Source organism: Streptomyces sp. NPDC001315, assembly GCF_042896175.1.
Classification (GTDB): domain Bacteria; phylum Actinomycetota; class Actinomycetes; order Streptomycetales; family Streptomycetaceae; genus Streptomyces.
The window spans coordinates 128,104-150,596 of sequence record NZ_JBIAWZ010000001.1; the positions used below are offsets into that span (position 1 = coordinate 128,104).

The 22,493-nt window shown below is 69.9% G+C and carries 25 protein-coding genes; 7 read left to right on the top strand and 18 right to left on the bottom strand.

What is annotated here, in order from left to right:
- Positions 1–10: 10 nt before the first annotated feature.
- Positions 11–937: an oxidoreductase gene (locus tag ACFY16_RS00570; protein WP_390644880.1), complete on the bottom strand. Its 927-nt coding sequence runs from the start codon at positions 935–937 to the stop codon at positions 11–13.
- Between the two features lie 140 nt (positions 938–1,077).
- Between ACFY16_RS00570 and ACFY16_RS00575 the strand changes: the two genes are divergently transcribed.
- Together ACFY16_RS00575 and ACFY16_RS00580 are read left to right on the top strand one after the other, a co-directional pair.
- Positions 1,078–2,397: a glycosyltransferase gene (locus ACFY16_RS00575; RefSeq protein ID WP_390644881.1), complete on the top strand. Its 1,320-nt coding sequence runs from the start codon at positions 1,078–1,080 to the stop codon at positions 2,395–2,397.
- A 219-nt stretch (positions 2,398–2,616) separates the two neighbouring features.
- Positions 2,617–3,945 (top strand): condensation domain-containing protein, encoded by a 1,329-nt coding sequence (locus ACFY16_RS00580; protein ID WP_390644882.1) that lies wholly within the window; start codon positions 2,617–2,619, stop codon positions 3,943–3,945.
- Between the two features lie 136 nt (positions 3,946–4,081).
- Here ACFY16_RS00580 and ACFY16_RS00585 read toward each other — a convergent pair whose 3' ends face one another.
- Positions 4,082–4,984 (bottom strand): serine hydrolase, encoded by a 903-nt coding sequence (locus ACFY16_RS00585; protein ID WP_390644883.1) that lies wholly within the window; start codon positions 4,982–4,984, stop codon positions 4,082–4,084.
- Positions 4,985–5,256: 272 nt separating this feature from the next.
- Between ACFY16_RS00585 and ACFY16_RS00590 the strand changes: the two genes are divergently transcribed.
- Both ACFY16_RS00590 and ACFY16_RS00595 read left to right on the top strand, forming a co-directional pair.
- A complete protein-coding gene (locus tag ACFY16_RS00590) occupies positions 5,257–5,688 on the top strand; it encodes an excalibur calcium-binding domain-containing protein (protein ID WP_390644884.1) in 432 nt (143 codons plus the stop codon).
- Positions 5,689–5,782: 94 nt separating this feature from the next.
- Entirely contained in the window at positions 5,783–6,199 is a 417-nt protein-coding gene (locus ACFY16_RS00595; protein ID WP_390644885.1) for a TIGR03668 family PPOX class F420-dependent oxidoreductase, read from the top strand.
- A 114-nt stretch (positions 6,200–6,313) separates the two neighbouring features.
- On the opposite strand, the gene ACFY16_RS00600 is transcribed toward ACFY16_RS00595, so the two are convergent.
- Complete coding sequence (locus ACFY16_RS00600) at positions 6,314–7,057, bottom strand: tyrosine-type recombinase/integrase (protein WP_390644886.1); 744 nt, start codon at positions 7,055–7,057, stop codon at positions 6,314–6,316.
- A 279-nt stretch (positions 7,058–7,336) separates the two neighbouring features.
- On the opposite strand from ACFY16_RS00600, the gene ACFY16_RS00605 reads away from it, so the two are divergent.
- Entirely contained in the window at positions 7,337–7,519 is a 183-nt protein-coding gene (locus ACFY16_RS00605; RefSeq protein ID WP_390644887.1) for a hypothetical protein, read from the top strand.
- Between the two features lie 12 nt (positions 7,520–7,531).
- Here ACFY16_RS00605 and ACFY16_RS00610 read toward each other — a convergent pair whose 3' ends face one another.
- From ACFY16_RS00610 to ACFY16_RS00680, 15 genes are all read right to left on the bottom strand, one after another.
- On the bottom strand, positions 7,532–7,900 hold the full coding sequence (locus tag ACFY16_RS00610; RefSeq protein WP_390644888.1) for a DUF6251 family protein: 369 nt from the start codon (positions 7,898–7,900) through the stop codon (positions 7,532–7,534).
- Positions 7,870–8,241 (bottom strand): RRQRL motif-containing zinc-binding protein, encoded by a 372-nt coding sequence (locus ACFY16_RS00615; RefSeq protein WP_390646058.1) that lies wholly within the window; start codon positions 8,239–8,241, stop codon positions 7,870–7,872. The genes ACFY16_RS00610 and ACFY16_RS00615 overlap by 31 nt, the downstream gene beginning before the upstream one ends.
- Positions 8,241–9,101: a protein spdB gene (locus tag ACFY16_RS00620; RefSeq protein WP_390644889.1), complete on the bottom strand. Its 861-nt coding sequence runs from the start codon at positions 9,099–9,101 to the stop codon at positions 8,241–8,243. The genes ACFY16_RS00615 and ACFY16_RS00620 overlap by 1 nt, the downstream gene beginning before the upstream one ends.
- Positions 9,098–9,376 carry a DUF6303 family protein gene (locus tag ACFY16_RS00625; RefSeq protein WP_390644890.1) on the bottom strand — a complete coding sequence of 93 codons (279 nt, stop codon included), beginning with the start codon at positions 9,374–9,376 and terminating at the stop codon, positions 9,098–9,100. The genes ACFY16_RS00620 and ACFY16_RS00625 overlap by 4 nt, the downstream gene beginning before the upstream one ends.
- Positions 9,373–9,639 (bottom strand): DUF6284 family protein, encoded by a 267-nt coding sequence (locus tag ACFY16_RS00630; protein WP_390644891.1) that lies wholly within the window; start codon positions 9,637–9,639, stop codon positions 9,373–9,375. The genes ACFY16_RS00625 and ACFY16_RS00630 overlap by 4 nt, the downstream gene beginning before the upstream one ends.
- Positions 9,640–9,730: 91 nt before the next feature.
- Complete coding sequence (locus ACFY16_RS00635; RefSeq protein WP_390644892.1) at positions 9,731–9,892, bottom strand: hypothetical protein; 162 nt, start codon at positions 9,890–9,892, stop codon at positions 9,731–9,733.
- Positions 9,893–10,204: 312 nt separating this feature from the next.
- Positions 10,205–10,732: a transposase gene (locus tag ACFY16_RS00640; RefSeq protein ID WP_390646059.1), complete on the bottom strand. Its 528-nt coding sequence runs from the start codon at positions 10,730–10,732 to the stop codon at positions 10,205–10,207.
- Entirely contained in the window at positions 10,729–10,947 is a 219-nt protein-coding gene (locus ACFY16_RS00645; RefSeq protein ID WP_390646060.1) for a winged helix-turn-helix domain-containing protein, read from the bottom strand. Before ACFY16_RS00645 ends, ACFY16_RS00640 begins: the two co-directional genes overlap by 4 nt.
- A 142-nt stretch (positions 10,948–11,089) precedes the next feature.
- Positions 11,090–11,260: a helix-turn-helix domain-containing protein gene (locus tag ACFY16_RS00650; RefSeq protein WP_390644893.1), complete on the bottom strand. Its 171-nt coding sequence runs from the start codon at positions 11,258–11,260 to the stop codon at positions 11,090–11,092.
- Positions 11,261–11,269: 9 nt separating this feature from the next.
- Positions 11,270–12,208, bottom strand: coding sequence for an SDR family NAD(P)-dependent oxidoreductase (locus ACFY16_RS00655; protein WP_390644894.1), 939 nt, complete (start codon positions 12,206–12,208; stop codon positions 11,270–11,272).
- A gap of 29 nt (positions 12,209–12,237) precedes the next feature.
- Positions 12,238–12,846, bottom strand: a complete 609-nt coding sequence (locus ACFY16_RS00660) for a TetR/AcrR family transcriptional regulator (protein WP_390644895.1) — start codon at positions 12,844–12,846, stop codon at positions 12,238–12,240.
- Between the two features lie 9 nt (positions 12,847–12,855).
- Entirely contained in the window at positions 12,856–13,188 is a 333-nt protein-coding gene (locus ACFY16_RS00665; protein WP_390644896.1) for a helix-turn-helix domain-containing protein, read from the bottom strand.
- A 231-nt stretch (positions 13,189–13,419) separates the two neighbouring features.
- Positions 13,420–14,028, bottom strand: a complete 609-nt coding sequence (locus ACFY16_RS00670) for a hypothetical protein (protein ID WP_390644897.1) — start codon at positions 14,026–14,028, stop codon at positions 13,420–13,422.
- A gap of 468 nt (positions 14,029–14,496) precedes the next feature.
- Positions 14,497–17,244 carry a pyruvate, phosphate dikinase gene (ppdK, locus tag ACFY16_RS00675; RefSeq protein WP_390644898.1) on the bottom strand — a complete coding sequence of 916 codons (2,748 nt, stop codon included), beginning with the start codon at positions 17,242–17,244 and terminating at the stop codon, positions 14,497–14,499.
- Between the two features lie 434 nt (positions 17,245–17,678).
- A complete protein-coding gene (locus ACFY16_RS00680) occupies positions 17,679–18,908 on the bottom strand; it encodes an ROK family protein (RefSeq protein WP_390644899.1) in 1,230 nt (409 codons plus the stop codon).
- 119 nt (positions 18,909–19,027) lie between these two features.
- Here ACFY16_RS00680 and ACFY16_RS00685 point away from each other — a divergent pair, with 119 nt between their 5' ends.
- Positions 19,028–20,458 (top strand): trehalase family glycosidase, encoded by a 1,431-nt coding sequence (locus ACFY16_RS00685; protein WP_390644900.1) that lies wholly within the window; start codon positions 19,028–19,030, stop codon positions 20,456–20,458.
- A complete protein-coding gene (locus ACFY16_RS00690) occupies positions 20,455–22,389 on the top strand; it encodes a glycogen debranching N-terminal domain-containing protein (protein ID WP_390644901.1) in 1,935 nt (644 codons plus the stop codon). Before ACFY16_RS00685 ends, ACFY16_RS00690 begins: the two co-directional genes overlap by 4 nt.
- Positions 22,390–22,493 lie beyond the last annotated feature (104 nt).

The window sequence follows — 22,493 nt, forward strand, 5'->3', positions numbered from 1 at the left end:
ACGAGGCTCGTCAGGCCTTCAGTCCGTCGTAGGTGACCCCCGTGAGCGCCTCGGACGCGGTCCACAGGCGCTCACTCGCCCGGTCGTCGCGCGTCAGGGGCGCCCGCCACGACGGCGCGGGCGCCCCGCGCCACATGGCGAGGGACGGGCCGGTGAAGGCGTCGGGGCGTACGCCGGGGGCGGTGGCGGCGTAGAGGGTGGGGAGGGCGCCCGCCTCGGCCGGCTGGGCGATGACGCGGTTGCCGAGCCGCATGAGCCGCTCGGCGGTCCGGCGGCCCTCCGCCCGTGGACCGGCGGTCTGGAGGTTGGTGGCCGCGTATCCGGGGTGGGCGGCCGCCGCGACCGCGTCCGATCCGATGGCCGCCAGTCTGCGCGCCAGCTCGTGCGTGAACAGCAGGTTGGCGGTCTTGGAGCGGGCGTAGGCGATCCAACGCCGATAGCGGTGCTCGCTGTTGAGGTCACCGATGTCGATGTTCGCGAGCGTGTGCATCATGCTGGAGACGGTCACGACCCGCGCGCCGGGGGTGGCGAGCAGCGCGGGCAGCAGCAGTCCCGTGAGGGCGAAGTGCCCCAGGTGGTTCACGCCGAACTGCGTCTCGAAGCCGTCCACCGTCGTCCCGTACGGCAACGCCATCACCCCCGCGTTATTGACGAGCAGATCGAGCCGGTCGTACGGAAACGCCGCCGCGAACTCCCTGACGGACCCCAGGTCACCAAGGTCCAGCCGCGCGAACTCGGTCTCCACGCCTGGCACTTCGGCGCCGATCCGGTCGACCGCCGCACGCCCCCGGGCCTCACTCCGGCAGGCCACGACCACCCGTGCGCCCTTGCGCGCCAGCTCCCGCGCGGTGACGTACCCGAGCCCGCTGTTGGCTCCGGTGACGACGGCGATACGGCCGCTCTGGTCAGGGATGTCGTGCGCGCTCCAGCCGGACATGACGGTTTCCCTCCACAGGTGTGCCCCCATCCCACCCTAGGACGGTCGGCGCCACACCGAATATCAGACCCAGCACCCAGAACTCTTCGAACCCGTTCCCGCGCCAGATTTGTTCCTTCTGCTACGTTCAGCATGTGGTCATGCCCAAAGAATTCGGGCCGGAGAGCCTCGAAGTCGGCACTCGCCCGCGCAAGGTTCTCCTGGCAGCATGCGGCACTCGCGGGGACGTCCAACCCTTTCTCGCATTGGCCGTGGCGCTGCGCCGACACGGCCACCGGCCGTTATTGGCCGCCCCGCCGTCGTATGCGCCCGATGCGGCCGCGTACGACGTGGAGTTCGCCGCGATCGACGACGGTCCAGCCCGGATTCTCCATGAGACGGCGACCCGCCGGATCATCGACAACGGCCTCATGGGCGTACGCGGAAAGCTGTCGGCCGCAAAGGCTGTCGCACGCATGAAGCGATTGATGCTGACGCCGTTGCGAGATGTCGCGGCCATCGCCCACGACCACTCGGACGTGGCGGCGGTGGTGCATTCGGCAGCGTTTCCCGCCCAGCACGTGGCGGACATGCTGGGCGTACCCGCCGTGGTCGTGGCATTGCAGCCCGGCTGGATTCCCACCGCCGAATTCCCCTGCCAACTGATGCCGCTGCCCAAAGTGCCCCGCTTCCTCAACCGGAGCACCTACGCCTTGGTGACCGCGGCCCAGCGTTCCGGCGAGGTCGAGCGCTGGCGGACGACGGAGCTGGGCCTGGCGGCGCGCCGCCCTGGCGCACGGCCGTGGCTGCGGGATGCCCAGGGCAAGCGGCGCCCGGTCCTGCAGTCGTTCAGCCGGCACGTCACACCGGTCGACCCGGCCTGGGGCGACGCCGTACGCACCACGGGTTTCTGGTTCCTGCCCGCCCGCCCCGACTGGACTCCGCCCAGGGAGCTGACCCGGTTCCTGGACGAGGGGCCACCACCCGTCTACGTCGGCTTCGGCAGCATGGTCGGCACCCGAGCACGCCGGAACAACGCGCTGGTCGCCGAAGCGATTCGGCTCGCCGGTGTACGGGCCGTCGTCGCGACAGGATGGGGCGGCATCGCATCGGGTTCCCCGTCGCCGAACATCCTGGCCATCGAAGAGGCCCCGCACGACTGGCTTTTCCCCCGGATGACCGCGGTCGTCCACCACGGCGGCCCCGGCACCGTCGGAGCCGCACTCGCCGCGGGCCGCCCTCAGGTCCTCTGCCCCCACATGGGCGATCAGACGCACTGGTCCGCACGCATGCGGGCGCTGGGCGTGGCCCCCACTCCCCTCACCGCCGGACACCTCACGGCACAACACCTCGCGGACGCGATCAAGCAGGCGGTGCAGGACCGACACCTACGGCATCGGGCACTCGAACTCGCACCCCTCATCCAGGTCGAGGACGGCGTCAACGCCGCGATGAATTCCCTGCTCACCCACCTCGCCTGAGCCCACTTCCCCTGCTTCTCCTCCCCCGCACACCAGCCACGAACAGAAAGCCTCGGAGTGCTGCAAATTCCCTTCTCTGACGTCAGCATCGCGCCCGGTACCGTGATTTCCTGGGCGCTGCGCACGAAGCACTCCCCCCACGTCGGGCAGGAGTCCGCTCCTCCCAAGTCGGCCTCGTTCAATCAGGACAAGCACCACTCCTCCTCCCAGGCGACTCGAATGTCGGGCAGCCGCGTCGAAAGCTCGATCACGGTCACCTTCGAGATCGCGGGCCGACTCGACACCGCGGCTCTCGAATCCGCGCTGCGTCTCCTCGTACAAAGACACGAGGTACTCCGTTGCGAATTCCAACGCCTGGCCGGCGACCTGAACTGCACGGCTCTGTCTCCCGAGGCCATCACCCTGGAAGCGGAAGAGGTCGGCCACTTCCACACCGCGGACGAGCTGCACACCTACCTCGACAAGACGTTCAAGAGCCTCGACACGCTCTCCTGGCCGCTGTTCCTCATGGGCGCGGTGGTCCGAGAGACGAATTCCACGGTCTATCTGTGCTTCGACCACATCGTGTGCGACGGCCTCTCCATGCCCGTGGTGGTGAACGAGCTCCAGACCGCGTACGCGGCGCTCACCATCGGCCGGCCGGTGGAACTCCCCGCGTCCGGAAGCTACTTGGACTTCGGCGACGACCAACGCCGCCGCTACACGTCCCTCCGTCCCGACGACGACCGCCTGTCGTACTGGCGACACTTCATCGACCGGAACGGCGGTTTCTTCCCCCGGTTCCCCTTCGACATCGGCGTATCGGAAGACTGCCTGTATCCGCTGGTGAACCGAAGCCACCGTCTCCTGGACGCACAGCAGACGGAGGCTCTCGCGGCAGGCGCCCGGGCATCGGGCGGCAGCGTCTTCACCGGTGTCCTGGCAGCGGCCGCGACGGCACAGCACCGGTTCGGCGGCCCTGCGGTCTACCGGGGCATGCTGCCCATCAGCGAAAGGAGCAGCACGGAGACCTCGCAGACCTCAGCCACTTCGAACGCCCCGGACGAGTGGCAGCACTCCATCGGCTGGTTCGTCAACACGATGCCCATCGAGTTCCGGGTGGGCGAAGGCGGTACGGACCACGCCACCACCATGCGCCGGGCACGCGCGGCCCACACCGAGTTGCAGCGGCACGTCGGCGTCCCCTTCGTACGGGCCTGGGAGTTGCTCGCCCCGGAAACCTTCTCCCTTCACTCCTGGCCGTACCCCGTGAACTTCTTCTCCTACATCGATTTCAGAAGGACCCCCGGAGGTGACCAACACCCTCTCTGGAACCCGACATTGCACGTCTGGGCGACCCGTGGCAACGGCATCAGCCACTGGTTCCACCGCACCGCCACCGGCCTGCACGTCAACATGCTGCATGTGGACACACCCCAAGCACATGAGATCAGCGACGCGCTGCACCACGAACTCCTACGGGTGCTGCTGGAGATCGCGGGCCTGCGAAATGACGCGCTCGTGTCCATTCCCCGCCCGCCCCGGCCGATGGTCGGCGTGAAGACCTGAGCTGTTCGACAACCGCACCTGCTCCTTCCCCCGGCGAGCTCCTGAACTGCGGCGACGGTCGTGCCCGTCATCCGCCTACGGCGCTCCGAGCCTCGCTACCGTGTGCGGCATGAGGCTCTCGCCGCGGTCGGCCGGTTCAGGCCGCGGTCGATCGGTTCAGGTCGCGGTTGATGGCTCGGGCGGCGGCTTGGACGGTGGCGACGCCGTCGGCCATCGTGCGGCTGCCGCGTGACAGCACGGCCATCTCGTAGTCGCGCCCCTCGCCGGTGAACACGCCGACGCTGTTCACCCGCCAGCCGTCGGTCTCATCCGGCAGCCAGCCGTTCTTGACGTGCACCGTCGTCGTCGCGGGCACCCCCGCCGGTGTTCCCCAGCGCTGCTCGGGGACGACTCGGTTCATCAGGCCGAGCGCATAGGCACGGGCGCTCCGGTCGAGGACCTCGTTGTCCGAGGTGAGCAGTCGGAGCAGCTTCAGCTGGTCGCCGGCCGTGACCTGGGTGCGCCCCCAGTGGTTGTCCGCTCCGGGAACGGTGTCGCGCATGCCGGCCAGAGTCAGGAAGTGCTGGACGCCGGCGGTTCCGATCTGGTGCCACAGGGCGTTGGTCGAGGCATTGTCCGACTTGGTGATCATGGCGGTGGTCAGCTTCACCTCGCGGGCGGTCAGAGCACGGTGCTCCTCCGCCGCCTGCCGCAGCAGCGCCCCCAGAACCGTCACCTTGACTACGCTCGCCGAGTCGAAGGCCGCGTCGGCCCGGAACGTGCACGAGGTCGCGGTGGAGCGGTCGTACAGGGCGAGCGCCGAGGCTCCCTGGCGCCCGCGGAGAGCGTCGGCGATGTCCTGCGACAGCCGGGCCGCCAGCCCAGGCTGCTGCGAGGTGCACGTCACGTGTGAGCCGCCGACGGTCGCACCGCCGACAGTCGCGCCACCGGTGCTCGCCCCGGCCGGGGTGGCGGTCGCGAGTGCGGCAAGCACCGTCCCAGCGGCCATGGCCGCGGCCAGTCCCCGTCGCGCGCGGCGGCTTATGTGCGTTGCGGGCATGGAGGTTCCGTCCTGCTCTGTGTCTGCGGTCGCATGGGCAGCCCGCTCGCCATCGACTGCGAGGGGGTGGACGACGGCGACGCTACAGGGGCAAAGAAGACCGCGGCGCACCAAAGATTGCACTATGCCCGAATTGAGAGTTTTCCAAGCGTGTGACATTTATCAAGGCATTCGTCACTAACCTCGTTGATCACGAAACCATCACTCCTCCTCCACGAGTGGTGGCCCGGCAATACGGTCATCCCCGCATCTGACACACCTTGGGGGATGAAATGACCAACCCGTACGCCACTCCACCCGCCCCGCGGTGGGCGCGGAAGCGCTACCTGCTCCCCGCGCTCGGCCTGGCCCTGTTCATCGGCGTCGGCATAGGCAACAGCGGTCAGGACACGACGAGCACCGACGCGAAGCCCGCCGCCGCCGCGCCCCGCCCGACGGTCACCGTCACAGCCACGGCGACCGCGACCGCGACCGCGGAACCGGAGCCGGCCGCCACCGTTACTGCCACGAAGACCGTCAAGGTCACGAAGACGATCACGGCCGAGCCTGCGGCGGACAGCGGTTCCGACGACAGCGGAAGCGACAGCGCGTACTACGCCAACTGCACCGAGGCCCGAGCCGCCGGCGCCGCCCCCGTCTACGCCGGCGACCCCGGCTACGGCCGCCACCTCGACCGCGACGGGGACGGCGTCGCCTGCGAGTGACGTAGCCGAGCGGCGGCGGGGGGCGGGGGCGGGGAGCACAGCAGCACGAAAGTCCAGGCATCTCGGATCCCAGCGCCTCAGTACGGTGGGACGCATGAAGCTCTCGCCGCTCGTCGCCCGGGAACGTTTTGTCGCGTCACCCGTCGCACGGCTGGCGACGGCCGACGCCGAGGGGGTGCCCCATGTGGTGCCCGTGACCTTCGCCGTCCTGGACGAAGTCCTGTACTTCGCGGTCGACCACAAGCCCAAGAACACATGGGACCTGAGGCGGTTGCGCAACATCCGGGAGAACCCGTCGGTGGCGGTGCTGGTCGACCACTACGGCGAGGACTGGTCGACTCTGTGGTGGGCCCGCGCCGACGGCCGTGGAGACGTGCTGGAGGACGGTGCGGAGCGGCTCCGCGCAGTGGAGTTGCTGTGCGGTAAGTACGACCAGTACGAGGACGCACCTCCCCAGGGCCCGGTAACCGCCGTTCGGGTCGAGAAGTGGAGCGGCTGGGCCTTCGCATAGCTCTGCCGGAGGCGTCGAACGACCGCGCGCCGAAGGGGCGGCACCCCCGCACAGGGTGTATGACCAGCTCCCTGAACTGGGAACTCGGCATCTGCCGCCCCTCACAGGGCACTCTCAGGGCACGTCGCTCAGCGCGGCCTCCATCATGTCGGCGGTCCGGTCTTCCTCCGCCTCCCACAGGTGCGTGTACACATTCAGCGTGATCGATGGCTTAGCGTGACCAAGCCTCATCTGCACCTGCTTCGGCGTCGCCCCGTTCTTGATCAGTACTGAGGCGTAGAAGTGCCGCAGATCGTGAAGCGTCGTGTCCTCGGGGACACGGACCTTGCTGCCCGACTTCTTCAGGTGGGCGTTGGCCCGCTTCACGTTCCGGGCCCATACTTTCGCCCAGCTCCCACGCCGGATCGCTCCGCCAGTCTCGCTGGTGTACAGCAACCGGGCATGGCGCCATACGGGCTTTCGGGGGTTCGTCCGATCCTCGATGTGCACGACCCGCGGCGGGAACTTCTCGCGGTGCCGTGCGATCTCGTCCACGACCGAACGTCCTTGAGGAACGGACCGATAGCTCTGCCTGGTCTTCGGTTCCCCGAGGTACGGCACCCCGTTGTCGGGACCGATCAACTGTTGTTTGACCGTCACGGTCTCGGCAGGGTCTCCGTCCTCCAGCCCGAACAGCTCGCCTTGCCGTAAGCCCGTTGAAGCGGCCTGTCTCACCAGGGCGCGGTACCGGGGAGACGCGGTCACGATGAGTGCCCTCACCGCGTCCGGATGAAGCGGGTGGATCTCCGGATAGAAGACCTCTGGCGGTCTTAGCCCCTCCCATGGGTACTTCGGGATGATCCCCTCTTGGTGTGCCATCTTCAGGATGCTGGTGCAGACATTCCACGGCGTCGCGAAGGTCGACGGAGCAATGGCCGCAGACCGCTATTTGCCCTTCGGGGGTGCCAACCCACGCCGAAGGGGCGTCAGGCGTTCTACGGGCCATCTACGGCTTCCATCCGTCCGCGGGGCGGCTCAGGGCTGGCAGCAGTAGCGGCGTTGGGGCGGTCGGCCGCTGCGAGGACGGCTTGACCGGGGCGTTGGGGACAGCGATCCTGTGCTCGCTGTGGGGAGCGGGCTCGATTCGCAGGGGGTTACATGGCTCAGCGGCGTCTGACTGTGTCCGGCTGCTGGGTGCCCATCGCGTTTCTGGTGGGTTGGACGGTGCTCCTCGTGGGCGAGTTCACCGGTCGGTCGCTCTGGTTGGCGCTCGTGGCACTGGCCTTCCTGCTGCCGAGTTGTGTCGCGCTGTGGATCGAGAAGCCGAAGCGACGACCCTGAGCATGCGGCCTGTCAACGTCCGCGGCGCAGACGTTTGGTCGCGGCCTTGCCGTCGTCGCCGCCTATGGAGCGGACGACGGTGACCACGCCCCACGCCATCACCACGGCGAGCAGCGTGAGGATTGCGAGGTTGGCCGCGATGGCGGTGAGGACGCCGACGAGCAGCGGGCCGAAGTAGACGCCGGCCGCGACCGCCCCGGCACCGACCCCGGAGCCGAGCGCCACGCGCTGGACCATGCGGTCCGGGGGCGCCTGGTGGATGTGGACCACCTGCGGGCCGGTGGGTTGTTGGACGGACAGCGCGGCGGGGTCGGCGTAGACGTGACTGCCGTCCGGGAGCTGGACGACCGTCAACGGGCGGTGTGCGGGGAACTGTTCCATGACGCACCCTCCGGGGCGTTGTCGGGGAAAGCGCAGGTCGAACACAGGCCGAGCGATGGCGGGATGACGTATCCCGCGTCACGGCGGCACTCGGGGCAGGTGCGGCGCGCGGCGTTGGCCTTGGCAAGGGCAGCCCGCCGGGCCGCGGTCATCGGCCGGACGGGCTTCGCGTGGTCGATGCGGTAGAGGTAGGCGACCAGCGGGCCGCGTCGGTGTCGGGGCCGCTCAAGCTGCGCGGCCACGTCCTGACCGCCAGGGCGCAGCCCGATGGCGCGCAGTTGGCGGCGGGTGGCGTAGCCGTCCGGGGCCAGGCGCCACCGGAACACCGGCAGCGCCCCCATCAGGCCGCCACGCGCTTCCACGCGGCCCTCAGGCGGACCTCGGATGCGGAGTGGCCACCGGCGCGGAATCGGGTGGCCATCTCGCGGTAGGACAGGGCCGGGGTCTCGCTGTGGCGGATCTCGTCGACCAACGCATCAAGCGCCGCATCGGTGAGCGCGGGCCCCGCGTCCAGCGCGAGCGCGACCGGTTCGGTGGGCCCCCAGACCGGCAGGTCCCAGGCGGGTGTGACGCCGGGCGTGACGCGGGCCGTCACGCTGGTCAGCGCCCGTCCGGTGTCCTCACCGGAGCGGGCCGTCTCCAGCGTCGACCACGCCCGCGACAAGCTCTGTGCGGTCCTGGCCTGGACGCGTGCGACGCGGGCCCCGGCCTCCGTCACGGCCGTCAGCCGCGTCTCCTCCGTGGTCGCCTCCGCCCGCAGTCGGGCACGGGCGACGGCCGCTTCGTCGCGTGCCTCCTGCTGGATACCGCGGATGGCTCCCAGGGCGTTCGGGGTGAGCGCGGTGCGCTCCCACAGCCCGTGCACCAGCCAGAGCGCTTTGGCCGCGATGGGCAGCCAGGCCACGGCCAGCCACGCGCCGGCGGACTCTTCCGCGGTGAGGGCGTGGGCGATGAGGACGCCGGCGGCGATGAGGCCGAAGGACCAGCCGACGCCGGTGACGGCGCGGCTGTGGTCGCCCTGCGCGGCGAGGCGCCGTTCGTAGGCGAGGGTGGCCAGCCATCCGCCGTCGATCCCCAGACCGACGACCAGGGCGACCGGCCACGGCATCGCCGTGCCGAGCCACATCACGACCACGGCGAGGGTAAGCACCATGGACACGGCCGTCATCGCGACGGCCGGCAGCACGGTCTTGGCCTTCATGCCGTCACCGCCCCACGCGGGCGCACGGTCACGGCCGCGATCAGGGTCACCGGCGTGCGGTCGTCGTCCGGGTCGCGGCTGTCCTCGGTCCACGACCACTCCGCGCCGGGCGCCACCTCGTAGCCGAGTTCGGCCAGCACCGCGCGGCGTTCGGCCACCGTGGGCAGCGGGCCGGAATGCCATCGAAACTCCGGCCAGTCCGGGACCCCCATGACCGCGACGTACAGCCGCCAGGGGCCGCCGTCGCTCGACATCTGCGCCGTGAGCGTCTTCACGCCGCACCCCCGAGCGTGCCGTCGCCGGTGCGGTTGGCGAGGGTGCGCCACTCCGCGAGGACCCGGGCCAGGGCGCGGCGCGTGCGGCGGGTGTCGACCTCGTTCGGGGTGTGGTCCATCGCGATGATCTGCGCGTCGATCAGGTCGACGTCCGCCAGGATCAGCGGCATCTCCTGCTCGATCGCGTCCAGCTCCGCGTCCGTCGGCTCGTTCCAGTCGGCGAAGGCGGTAACAGCTTCCTGAACAGTGACGATGTGGTTCATTGGGTCGTGTCCTCCCTGCTAGGTGGTACGGCCCGAAAGCGGCCCCGGTGTTCCAGCACCGGGGCCGCGCCGTGTCGTGGGTGGGGTGGGGTCAGGCGCTCTTGCGCTTGCCGTTGCGGCCGTAAGCGGCGTTCAGTTCCGCCGTGGCGTTCTTGCACTTGCCGGACGTGATGCGGTCGTAGACCTGCTGGCCCTTCGCGACGTTCGCGGGCGCGGTCAGGTCGGACAACTGCTGCGTCTTCTTGCCGAACATGCGGACTCCTGACGTGTCGTAGGTGGTGGACCCGGCCGGACGTACCGGCCTCGGCTCCCTGCCACCCCGTCCGTACGAAGCGAGGTCCGGCCAGTTTCGCCCACGTGCACCATGCGGAGCCTGCGAACGCCCTGCTCAACGTGCTTTGCGGTGCGGGTCTTTGGGCGGTCTTGAAAGCCGCCTGGGCCCGCCTTCGCCTCTGCTCAATGCAGCAGTCGCCCCCTGGTCGCTGAACCAGGGAGGTGACTGCTGTGCGGCCAGCCGCTACGGCGACCAAGCAGGAAGTAACTGAACTTGAATTCGTGATGTCGGTCAGCCGTCCATGATCAGCCCGGTCTCGGCGAGGCAGCCGTCGACCAGGTCCGGGCGGTACTGGATCTGCTTCAGCCGGCGCTTCACGGCCCGGGTGATCTGGCCGAGGTCGGCGGCGGCGAGGTTGCCGAGGTCTCGCTTGACCAGTGACCAGATGCCTTCCTGCGGATTCAAGTCCGGTGCATAGGATGGCAGTTGGAAAACGGTGAGCCAGTGGGAGTTCGCCTCGATGAACGACAGCAGCGGCTTGGTCAGGTGCAGGCGGAGGTTGTCCCACACGAGCACGATCGGGCCGCCGAGCTGGGTGTGGGCGCGGACGAGCAGGTCGCGGAAGTCGCGCCAGCCGAAGTCCTTCGGCTCGTCCTTGCGCCCGCGGTACTCGCGGATCGCGTAGATCAGCCGGGACCGCTCACCGGGCTTGTAGCAGGTCATGCCCGCCATCGACACGCGTCCGGAGCCGCGCCCGCGCACCCGCACAACCGGGGTGCGGCCCCGGCGGCCCCAGGTCCTGGCACGCGGCGGGGTCAGCGACTGCCCGGCTTCGTCCTCGAAGACCAGCCAGGCGCCGAGCTCCGCCGCGGTGCTCTTACCCGCGGCCAGGTCTCCTTCTTCCACACCTCGACGGCCTCGTCGTCGCGCTCGATCGCCCGCCGTACGGGCTGCTGCCACGACCAACCGTGCCGCCGCATCAGCCGCCAGGTGCCCTCCACCGTGTAGGAGGCATGGAACAGCCGGCCAATCACCGTCTTGACCCGGGCCAGCGTCCACCTCTGGTCCGCCCAGCCGTGCGCGAGCGGCCCGCGCTCCAACTCCCGCTCCAGCCGGGAGATCTGGACCCCACTCAGCCTCGGCCGCCCCGGCGACCCCTTCGACGCGACCCCGGCCTCACCCCGCTCCCGCCACGCTCTGCGCCACCGACCGCACGGACACCCGCAACTCCGCCGCGATCTCCTGGTTCTTCCCTCCGCGCTCGAAGCGGTCCACGGCCTGCAGCCTGATCCGCTCCCGCGCGGCCCTCCCGGCGTCGGTCAACCCGCCGCCCTGCGGGTACCTCACACCCCAGGGCTACCGCAACGCGGAGGTCGCCGTCAGGCAAATGAGGTCTTTGAGCAGGGCGCGGGTCTCGGCGACGAGGCGGTCCTGGAAGGCGGTGTCGCGGACCTGGGTGGAGCCGAGCATGGGGTGGCCCTTCTCGTCGTGGTAGACGCCGGTGCTATCCGAGGCGTCGGTCAGCACGCCGGTGATCACGCGGGCGGCGCGCTTCGGGGTGCTCCCGCCGGGCATGAGGGGCGCGAGCGGGCCGAAGACGTAGGTCGCGAGCAGCCTCAGCGCGGGATTGGCGTCGCGGCTCAGTCCAGTGCCGGGGTTGAAGCCGGGTTCCACGGCGTTGAACCGCAGCCGGGGGGTCTCGCGGGCGAAGGCGAGGACGGTGGCGAGGTTGGCCTGCTTGGAGGTGGCGTAGGCGTCGTAGCCGGGCTTGGTCGAGCCGCCGGGCTGCCAACGGCCGTGCAGGCTGTCCTTCGCGGAGAGGTAGCGTGCGCCGCGGAAGCCGGCCAGGACGGCGGGCTTGCGCTCGGGGTCCTCGACAGCGGAGCAGGTGAAGACGACGTTCGCGCCGTCCGGCAGGCGCGGGATCAATGCCTGGGTGAAAGCGAACGGGCCGAGGTGGTTGCTGGTGAAGGCCAGGTCCCAGCCCTGGGCGGTGGTGCTGGTCGCGGTGGGCATGATGCCGGCGTTGTTGAGCAGGCCGGCGATCGGCAGGTCGAGCGCGGCGATTTCCTCGGCGGCGCGTCGCACCCTGGCGAGGTCGGCGAAGTCGCACACGACCGACACGGCGTGGCCGCCGGGACGGGCGTTGATCTCGTTCTCGACCTCCTTGAGCTTGGCGGGGTTGCGGCCCACTAGGACGAGAGTGCCGTGGGCGGCGAGTTCCAGGGCGGTGCGATAGCCGATGCCGGAGGTGGGTCCAGTGATGATCCAGGCGTTGCGAGGCTGAGTGCTCATGGATTGCGCCGGTTCCTTTGTCGAGGGGTTCATGCGGTGGCGGCTCGGGACCGGTCTGGGGTGTCTGTGCCGGCCAGGACGCGCCACAGGGCTTCGAAGGCGGTCTCGGCGTTGGCCGGGGCCCGGTCGGGGTCGCGGATCATCTCGTCGATCGCCGCCTCGGCCAGCGCGTTGGCCAGGGTGAGGACGAAGCCGAGCGGCACGTGCTGCATCGGGCCACCGGCGCGGGCGCGTTCGAGCAGTTCCGCGATCCCGGCCGCGGCCCGGCCCACCTGCCGGTGGCTCTCGTCGGTGATGTCGTCCGCGACCTGGAGCTGGGCCAGGACCCGCGGCTTGGCGGGATTGCCGGTCGCCCAGCGCGCCCAGTGCTCCCACATGTGGCGTACCTGCTCGCGCGCCCCGCTCTGGTCCGGGAGGCCGGCCAGTGCCGCTTCGGCCATCTCGGTCTTGAGCGCGATGTACAGCTCGTTGAGCAGTTGCGTCTTGGTATCGAAGTAGGTGAACAGGGAACCGTTGGAGATGCCGGCTGCCTTCGCAATCACTGCCGTCGACGCGGCGCCGATCCCCTGGGATGCGATGACCTGCTCGGCTGCCGACAGGATCGCGAGCCGGCGCTCTTCATTGCGTGGTCTGGCCATGACCTCACCCTATAAGAGAGTGACCAGTCGCTCAACTATTGGGCCGGTCAGGTCACGCCCCAACTCCCGCTCCAGCCTGGCGATCTGGGCTTCACCGAGCAGGGGTCTTCCCGGCGACCCTTTCGACAGCAGCCCAGCCTCGCCCAGCTCGCACCAGGCCCGGCGCCAGCGCTCGACCGACCGCACACTGATCCGCAGGGCAGCGGCAATCTCCGCGTTCTCCTGTCCGCCCTCGAATCGCTCCACCGCCCGGAGCCGCAACCGCTCCCGCGTAGTTCTCTCGGCGTCGGTCAGCCGCCGCCCTGCGCGTACCTCACACCCCAGAGCTACTGGTGCCGACATCGACCTGTCAGGCCAATGGCACCGACATCACTCAATCAAGTTCAGAAGCCAGCGGCAGCAGTGTGGCCAGAACGACCAGGCCAACTCGAAGAATTTAGATTTGCGGTAACGTCTGACCAAATGGAGTTAAGAAAGTAACTGGGGGAAGTTCGATTCCTGGCACGGCCTCTACTGCGAGAGGCTGGGCATGTGTCCGGCGAGTCGTGTGTGCGCTTAACGTCATGACTTCAGCTAAGCAAGGCATTTCTCTACGCCCAGCTTCTGCAGATATTCTCTCAGCTTGACGATCTGTTTGTTTCGCAGCTCGACATATTGATTGTAGGTCCGGCCGTTCCCTGACCCACTGGTTGCTTCGTGTGTGTCCGCCGCGAAGTCGGCGTCCGTCTGACTCACCTGCTGCATAGTCTGAATGAGACTCTCCACCTCCTTCTTGTGCCCCTTGGGGCGCTCGATCTTCTCAAAGTCCCGTTCGATCGCACGTTCGCGCCCGGATAGAACGTCCAGGTCATTCGCAGCCGCGCTCAAGAGAGGCTTCACTTCCTCGAAGGTCGGTCCAGATGGCTTTCCGAGCTTGTCGACGGCGGAATTCAAGGCGTACATGGAGTCTCTTGATCGATTGATCGCGGTGATCATGTCGGTATAGCGCTGGTCGCAGACCGCGTTGGCCTCCTTTGTCCAATTGGCGAGGGTGAAGGAGGGTTGAAAATAGCGATCCTTGATCAGGAGTACCGAGGCCAGAATTCCGGCCAGGCTTGCGGCGACGGCGATCCATCCAGTGACGCGCCGTGATAGCGTCCGGCGCAGCTGCTCGTTGCTGTCGCCCCTCTGTTCGTCTCGCACAAGCAATGAATGCCAGTACTGCCCGTCGATGGCTACAAAGACGCACCCATTTCGCCCGGATGCCCGAGCTGGGCCCACCGAGGGGCACGGCTGTCCGCGCGGGGATGAACGCCGGTGAACGGGCTTGGACCAGCTTCTGGTCAACCCGGACAAACCTGCAAAGCGGGTTACGCGGGCTCGGTTCCGCCAGGTACGCGTCTTCGGCGGCCGCCACGGCGCGTGACGGCGCCTAGCCGCGCCCGCAGGGCACAACGAGGGCACAACGGCTTCCTGCGAGTTCAACGGCAGCCAACGCCAACAAACACCATTTTGCCTGGTCAGCGACGTAGCTTGACAGTCTCCGCAGAGCATGGCCGAAGGGGCGGCACCCCCGCACAGGGTGCCGCCCCTTCTTCTTTCGAGCGCCGGAGCCGCTGCCGATCGGTGAGGGTCGGGGACCAGACGGCGGCTCCGGGGTCGGGATCAGGCTCAGCGGTGGTCGCTGCCCGCCGACTGCGTGGCCGCGCGACCCGCCTCCAGGCGGGCCACCGGGATGCGGAACGGGGAGCAGGAGACGTAGTCGAGTCCCACCTCGTGGAAGAAGTGCACCGACTCCGGGTCGCCGCCGTGCTCACCACAGACGCCGAGCTTGAGGTCGGGGCGGGTTTCCCGGCCGGCCTGCGCGGCGGACTTCACCAGGGAGCCGACGCCGTCCTTGTCGATCGTCTCGAAGGGGGAGACCCCGAAGATGCCCTTCTCCAGGTACGCCGTGAAGAACGAGGCCTCCACGTCGTCGCGGCTGAAGCCCCACACCGTCTGGGTGAGGTCGTTCGTGCCGAAGGAGAAGAACTCCGCCGCCTCGGCGATCTGACCGGCGGTCAGCGCGGCGCGCGGCAGCTCGATCATCGTGCCGATGGCCAGCTTCAGCTCGGTGCCGGTGGCCGCCTGCACCTCGGCGATGACCTGGTCGGCCTCCTCGCGGACGATCTCCAGCTCCTGGACCGTGCCGACGAGCGGGATCATGATCTCGGCGCGCGGGTCGCCCTTGGCGTTCTTGCGCTCGGCGGCCGCCTCGGCGATCGCCCGTACCTGCATGGTGAACAGGCCGGGGATCACCAGGCCGAGGCGTACGCCGCGCAGGCCCAGCATCGGGTTCTGCTCGTGCAGGCGGTGGACGGCCTGGAGCAGGCGCAGGTCGTTCTCGTGGGGCTCCTGGCGGGACTCGGCGAGCGCCACACGCACCGACAGCTCGGTGACGTCCGGCAGGAACTCGTGCAGCGGCGGGTCCAGGAGACGGACCGTCACCGGCAGACCGTCCATCGCCGAGAACAGCTCCACGAAGTCCTGCTTCTGCAGCGGGAGCAGCGCCTTCAGGCTCTCCTCGCGCTCGTCCTCCGTGTCGGCCAGGATGAGGCGCTCGACCAGCTCACGGCGGTCACCGAGGAACATGTGCTCCGTACGGCACAGGCCGATGCCCTGCGCGCCGAAGCGACGGGCGCGCAGCGCGTCCTCGGCGTTGTCCGCGTTGGCGCGCACCCGCAGCCGGCGCTTGCGGTCGGCGAACGCCATGATCCGGTGCACGGCCTCGACCAGCTCGTCCGCGTCGTGGGCGCCGGCATGCATCCGGCCCTCGAAGTACTCCACGACCGGGGAGGGGACGACCGGGACCTCGCCCAGGTAGACCTTGCCGCTCGACCCGTCGATGGAGATGAGGTCGCCCTCCTCCACCACGTGCCCGCCGGGCACGGTCATCCGCCGGCGCTTGGTGTCGACCTCGAGCTCCTCCGCGCCGCACACGCAGGTCTTGCCCATGCCGCGCGCGACGACGGCCGCGTGGGAGGTCTTGCCGCCGCGCGAGGTCAGGATGCCCTCGGCCGCGATCATGCCGTCGAGGTCGTCGGGGTTGGTCTCGCGGCGGACCAGGATGACCTTCTCACCCGAGCGGGACCACTTCACGGCCGTGTACGAGTCGAAGACCGCCTTGCCGACCGCCGCACCCGGCGAAGCCGCGATGCCCCGGCCGACCTGCGCGGTCTTCGCGTGCTCGTCGAAGCGCGGGAACATCAACTGGGCCAGCTGGGCACCGGTGACACGCTGGAGCGCCTCGGTCTCGTCGATGAGGCCCTGGTCCACCAGCTGGGTGGCGATACGGAAGGCCGCGCCCGCCGTGCGCTTGCCGACGCGGGTCTGGAGCATCCACAGCTGGCCGCGCTCGATGGTGAACTCGATGTCGCAGAGGTCCTTGTAGTGGTTCTCCAGCGTCTCCATGATCTGCATCAGCTGGTCGTACGACTTCTTGTCGATCTGCTCCAGCTCCGCGAGCGGGACGGTGTTGCGGATGCCCGCGACCACGTCCTCGCCCTGGGCGTTCTGGAGGTAGTCGCCGTACACGCCCTGGTGGCCGGAGGCGGGGTCGCGGGTGAAGGCGACACCGGTTCCGGAGTCCGGGCCGAGGTTGCCGAAGACCATCGAACAGACGTTGACGGCCGTGCCCAGGTCGTGCGGGATGCGCTCCTGGCGGCGGTAGAGCTTGGCGCGGTCGCCGTTCCAGGAGTCGAAGACGGCCTTGATGGCGAGGTCCATCTGCTCGCGCGGGTCCTGCGGGAAGTCCCGGCCGGCCTCGGTCTTGACGATCCGCTTGAACTTGGTGACCAGCTTCTTCAGGTCCGCGGCCTCCAGCTCGGTGTCGACCGTGACCTTCTTGGCCTCCTTGGCGCTCTCCAGCGCGTCCTCGAACAGCTCGCCGTCGACGCCGAGGACGGTCTTGCCGAACATCTGGATGAGGCGGCGGTAGGAGTCCCAGGCGAAGCGGTCGTCGCCGGCCTGCTTGGCGAGGCCCTGCACGGACTTGTCGGAGAGGCCGATGTTCAGGACGGTGTCCATCATGCCCGGCATGGAGAACTTCGCCCCGGAGCGGACCGAGACGAGGAGGGGGTTGTCGGCCTGGCCGAGCTTCTTGCCCATCTTCGCTTCGAGGGCCTCGAGGTGCGCACTCACCTCGTCACGCAGTGCCGCGGGCTCCTCGCCGCTGTCGAGGTAGGTCTTGCAGGCCTCGGTGGTGATCGTGAAGCCCGGAGGGACCGGAAGACCCAGGTTGGTCATCTCGGCGAGGTTGGCGCCCTTGCCGCCGAGGAGGTCCTTGAGGTCCTTGTTGCCCTCGGTGAAGTCGTAAACGAACTTCACGCCCTCAACGCTGGTGCCGCTCTCAGCTACCTGGGGTTCTTTGTTTTCCGACACGGGTCTCGACTCCTCGAGGACGCGGTGGCTGCCCTGACGGCCAGGAACATACCCAGATCGAAGGCGCCTGGGTACGTCCACTTGTGCGTCGTGTGCCTGTAACTCACCGTCCGCCACCGGATTGAAAGTCAAGGCTTGGCAAGCGTCGAGCAGCCGATGTTTTCACTTCTTGAACGCATAAGGGCCCACAGACGCCACATCGCGCTCATCTGAGCGTCTCTCGGCACGCCTGATTTCGATCGATGAACGATCAAGGGGTGGCACTCAGTGCCACCCCTTGGAGAAGTGCAGTCGCGCACAATCCGCTCATCTGAGCGCAACCCTTATCAAGGGTGGCGAGAATCACGCTGCCACAGCCGCCCGGATTTCACCATGCGGACAGGGATCCGGACGGGAAACATGCTCGTCACCCACGCTTCGAACGCCTCGTCCGCTCACACGCCGAGCGCCAGCAGCCGTTCCTCCACCCGCTCCGGCGCGTACAGGTACTCCACGACCATCGCACCGGCCCCCACCAGCCCGGCTCGCTCACCGAGCCGCGAGGTGACCACGTCCAGCCGGGCCGTGGAGCGCGGCAGCGCCCGCTGGTACAGCAGCTCGCGTACGCCGGTGAGGAAGGGGGTTCCGGCCAGATCTCCCGCGATCATCAGCACGCCGGGGTTGAGCAGCGTCACGACGGTCGCGAGGACGTCCCCGACCCTGCGGCCGGCCTCGCGCGCCAGTGCCGTCGCCTCCGGATGCCCGGCCGCGAGCAGGTCGCGCACATCCGAGCCGGAGGCCGCCGGCAGTCCCGCCTCGGCCAGCCGCCGGGCCACGGCGCCGCCACTGGCGACGGCGGCGAGACAGCCGTAGGAGCCGCACCGGCACAGCGCCTCCGCGCCCACCCGTATGTGCCCGATGTCGCCGGCGCCCCCGTCGATCCCGCGGTACACGGAGCCGTCCACCACGACCCCCGCGCCGATTCCGGTCGACACCTTGACCAGCATGAACGCCGAACAGTCGGGGTGCCCGGTGCGCTGTTCGCCGTACGCCATGAGGTTGGCGTCGTTGTCGACGAGGACCGGTACCCGCTGGGCGCCCGTGTGCTCGGTGAAGGCGCGGGCCAGGCGGCCCGTTATGTCGTAGCCGTCCCAGCCGGGCATGATCGGCGGCTGGACGACCCTGCCGGTCTCGCTGTCGACCGGGCCCGGCACCGCGAGCCCGATGCCGCAGACCTCGCCGGCCCGGTGCCCCGCCTTCTCCAGCAGCTCGGCGAACCACCGGCCCAGCTCGCCCAGTACGGCGTCCGGGCCGTCCTCGATGACCAGCGTGCCGGAGTGCTCGGCGAGTATCTCGCCGGTGAGCGTGAGGACGGCGGCGCGCGCGTGCCGGGTGTCGAGGTCGGCGGCGAGGACGACCGCGTGGGCGTCGTCGAACTCCAGGGTGATGGAGGGGCGGCCGCCCAGCGGGGAGTCCACGGGACCGCCGGCGCCCTCGCGCAGCCAGCCCGCGCGGAAGAGGCGCTCGAGGCGCTGGCCGACGGTGGCCCGGGAGAGTCCGGTCACTTGCTGGAGGGCTCCGCGCGTGGTGGCGCGGCCCGTGCGCACCAGTTCGAGCAGATCTCCGGCGCTCGCCTGACTGCCCGCCTTCGTGGCCCTACCGGTCCTGCCCGGCCGTCCGGTCATGCGCACCCCCTTGTGTTTCTCAACCCTGCATTACATATTGAGTTTTGCGTGTTAAATAGACGTAACCCTACGGTAGCCACTGCCGAACCGGTCCGCCCTACGTCTTCGGGGAGTCCCGAGTGGATCGCACTGCCCAGCTGACAGCCCGCCGCACAGAGCGCTCTATTGCATACGATCCGCCTCCTTCGGCGGGGTCGCTGCACCTCAGAGCCGCACATGTGCTGGAGGGCAACTGGACGGGAACGTCCACGGTGCCCTCGCCCAGCCTGTACCCGCACCAGTGGTCCTGGGACTCGGCGTTCATCGCGATCGGCCTGCGGCACGTCTCACCGCTGCGGGCCCAGACGGAGCTGGAGACGCTGCTGGCGGCCCAGTGGGGCGACGGGCGGATCCCGCACATCGTCTTCAACCCCTCCGTACCGCTCGACGCGTACTTCCCGAGCCCCGACTTCTGGCGCTCCTCGACCGCGGGGCGCGCGGCGGGCGCCCCGCGCACCGTACAGACGTCGGGCATCGTGCAGCCACCGGTGCACGCGCTGGCCGCGTGGCTGGTGCACTGCGCCGACCCGGGACTGTCCCGGGCCCGCGGCTTCCTGACCCGGGTCTATCCGCGCCTCGCGGCCTGGCACCGCTATCTCCTGCACCGCCGGGACCTCGGCGGGGGCGGACTCGCGTCCGTCGTGCACCCCTGGGAACAGGGCATGGACAACAGCCCCTGCTGGGACGCCCCCCTCTCCCGCGTGACCCCGGCCCCGGCCCGCTCCTTCCGCCGCGCCGACCTCGACCACGGCGCGGCCGAGGACCGGCCGACGGACCTGGACTACGGGCGGTACGTGCGGCTGGCGACGGACTACCGGGACGGGGAGTACGCCGACGGCGGGGCAGAGTTCGCCGTGGAGGACCCTTCCTTCAACGCCCTGCTGATCGCCTCCGAGCACGCGCTCGCGCGGATCGCGCACGAGCTGGGCGCGACCGGAACCGCCCGGCACGCGCGCGCGGAACGGCTGACGGCGGCGCTGGTGGAGCGGCTGTGGGATCCGGCGGAGGGGATGTTCTTCTGCCGGGACGTGCGGGGCGGGGAGATGATCCCCGAGCGCAGCGTCTCCGGACTGGTCCCCCTCCTGCTGCCGGGCCTCCCCCACGGCATCGCCGCCGCCCTCGTCCGCACCGCCCGCGGACCCCACTTCGGGCTGGGCGACAGCACCCGCCTCGTCCCGAGCTACGACCTCCTCGGCGAGGCCTTCGACCCGCACCGCTACTGGCGGGGTCCGGCCTGGTTCAACACCAGCTGGCTGCTGGAGCGCGGGCTGCGGCTGCACGGCGAACAGGCGCGGGCCGAGGCGCTGCGACAGGCGGTCCTGGACACCGCCGACGCGACCGGCTTCGCGGAGTACGTGGACCCGTACACCGGCGAGGCCTGCGGCGCGACCGGCTTCAGCTGGACCGCGGCGCTCACGCTCGACCTGCTCCACGGGCCCTCGGGACACAGCGTGTCCGTCACGGGCATCGGCACGTTCGACATGAGTGACAAGGGAGGGGACCGGGGATGACGGACCGGCTTCATCTGCTCGTGTACGGCGGCACGTTCGCCGCGGTGGGCGACGGCGGGGACATCAGCGGTGTACGCGGCGGCTCGCCCGACGGATTGTTCGTCCGCGACGCCCGGCACCTCAGCCGCTGGCAGCTGACGATCGACGGCGCGGTGCCGGAGGCGCTGTCGCCGGTCGCGGACGGGGACACCGCGCGCTGCGTCCTCGTACCGCGCGGCGGGCGCGCCGAGCCGCCCGCGTACACACTCTTCCGCGAACAGGCCGTCGGTGACGGCTCGTTCGTCGAGACGGTACGGGTCACCAGCAACCGCCCGGTACCCACCACCGTGCGCCTGGCGGTCACCGCGGACGCCGACTTCACCGACCAGTTCGAGCTGCGCTCCGACCACCGCACGTACGCCAAGGCCGGCGCCACCCGCGCCCGCCAGATCCTCGACGACGGGGTGGAGTTCGTCTACCGGCGCGGGGAGTGGCGTTCCTGTACGACGGTGACGACCGAGCCCGCCCCGGACGGCGTCGAGGAGACCGGCACCGGTGCCCGCCGCCTGGTGTGGACCCTCGACCTCGAACCGCACGGCACGGCGGAGCTGACGCTGCGGGTGATGGCCCGGCCGCACGGCGAGAAGCGGGCCCTGCGGGTACCGCGCTCCCCGGCCGCGCTCAACGAGCAACTCCTCGCTCTGGAGGGCCGATTCGTGGAGGGGGTGGCCTTCCCGACCGGCTGGCCGGAGCTGGCGGCGGCCTGCGCCCGGGGCCTCGCCGACCTCGCCTCGCTCCAGGTCCCGGCGACCGGACCGGACGGCGAGGAGCTGCGCGTTCCGGCGGCGGGTGCCCCGTGGTTCCTGACCCTGCTCGGCAGGGACGCCCTGCTCACGTCCCTGTTCGCCCTCCCCTACCGCCCCCAGCTGGCCGCCGCCACGCTCCCGGCGCTCGCCGCGGCCCAGGCGACCGACACCGGCGTGGCGTCGGTGGCGCAGCCCGGCAAGATCGTGCACGAGGTGCGGCACGGCGAACTGGCCCACTTCGGGCAGGTGCCGTACGGGCGGTACTACGGCTCGGTCGACGCGACGCCGCTGTTCCTCGTCCTGCTCGGGGCGTACGTCGAGCACACCGGGGACACCGCCCTGGCCCGCCGCCTGGAACCGAACGCCCGCGCGGCGATCGGCTGGATGCTCGACCACGGCGGGCTGACGTCCCGCGGCTACCTGGTCTACCGCGCCGACCAGGGCGGCCTCGCCAACCAGAACTGGAAGGACTCCCCCGGCGCCATCTGCTCCGCCGACGGCACCCGCGCCCGCGGCACGGTGATGGCGGCGGGAGCCCAGGGGTACGCGTACGACGCCCTGCGCCGTACGGCGTGGGTCGCGCGCACGGCCTGGGACGACGAGGTCTACGCGGCCCTGCTGGAACAGGCGGCAGCCGACCTGCGCGACCGTTTCCAGCGGGACTTCTGGATGGGGGAGCACGCCTTCCCGGCCCTGGCCCTGGACGGCGAGGGCCGTCAGGTCGACGCGCTGGCCTCGGACGCCGGGCACCTGCTGTGGTCGGGCCTGCTGGACAAGGAGTATGGAGAACTGGTCGGCCGGCGCCTGCTGGAACCGGACTTCTTCTCCGGCTGGGGCGTACGCACGCTCGCCTCCGGGCAACCGGCGTACCACCCCCTCTCGTACCACCGGGGCTCGGTCTGGCCGCACGACAACGCGCTCATCACCCTGGGCCTGGCCCGCTACGGCCTCCACGACGAGGCCCGCACGGTCGCCCACGCCCTGGTCGACGCGGCCACCGCGACCGGCCACCGCCTCCCCGAGGTCCTCGCGGGCTACGGCCGCGACACCCACGGGGAGCCGGTTCCCTACCCGCACGCCTGCGTACGGGAGTCCCGGTCGGCTGCGGCCCCGCTCGCCCTGCTCACGGCGGTCGGCGGTGCGTAGGGTCCGTCCGGCGGAAATGTTGGCGAGGCGTTTGCCGGGTGTTTGCCCCGCCTCGTGAACGAACACCCAGGGCAGCCCGTACGGGATGACGGCGGGCCCGGCCT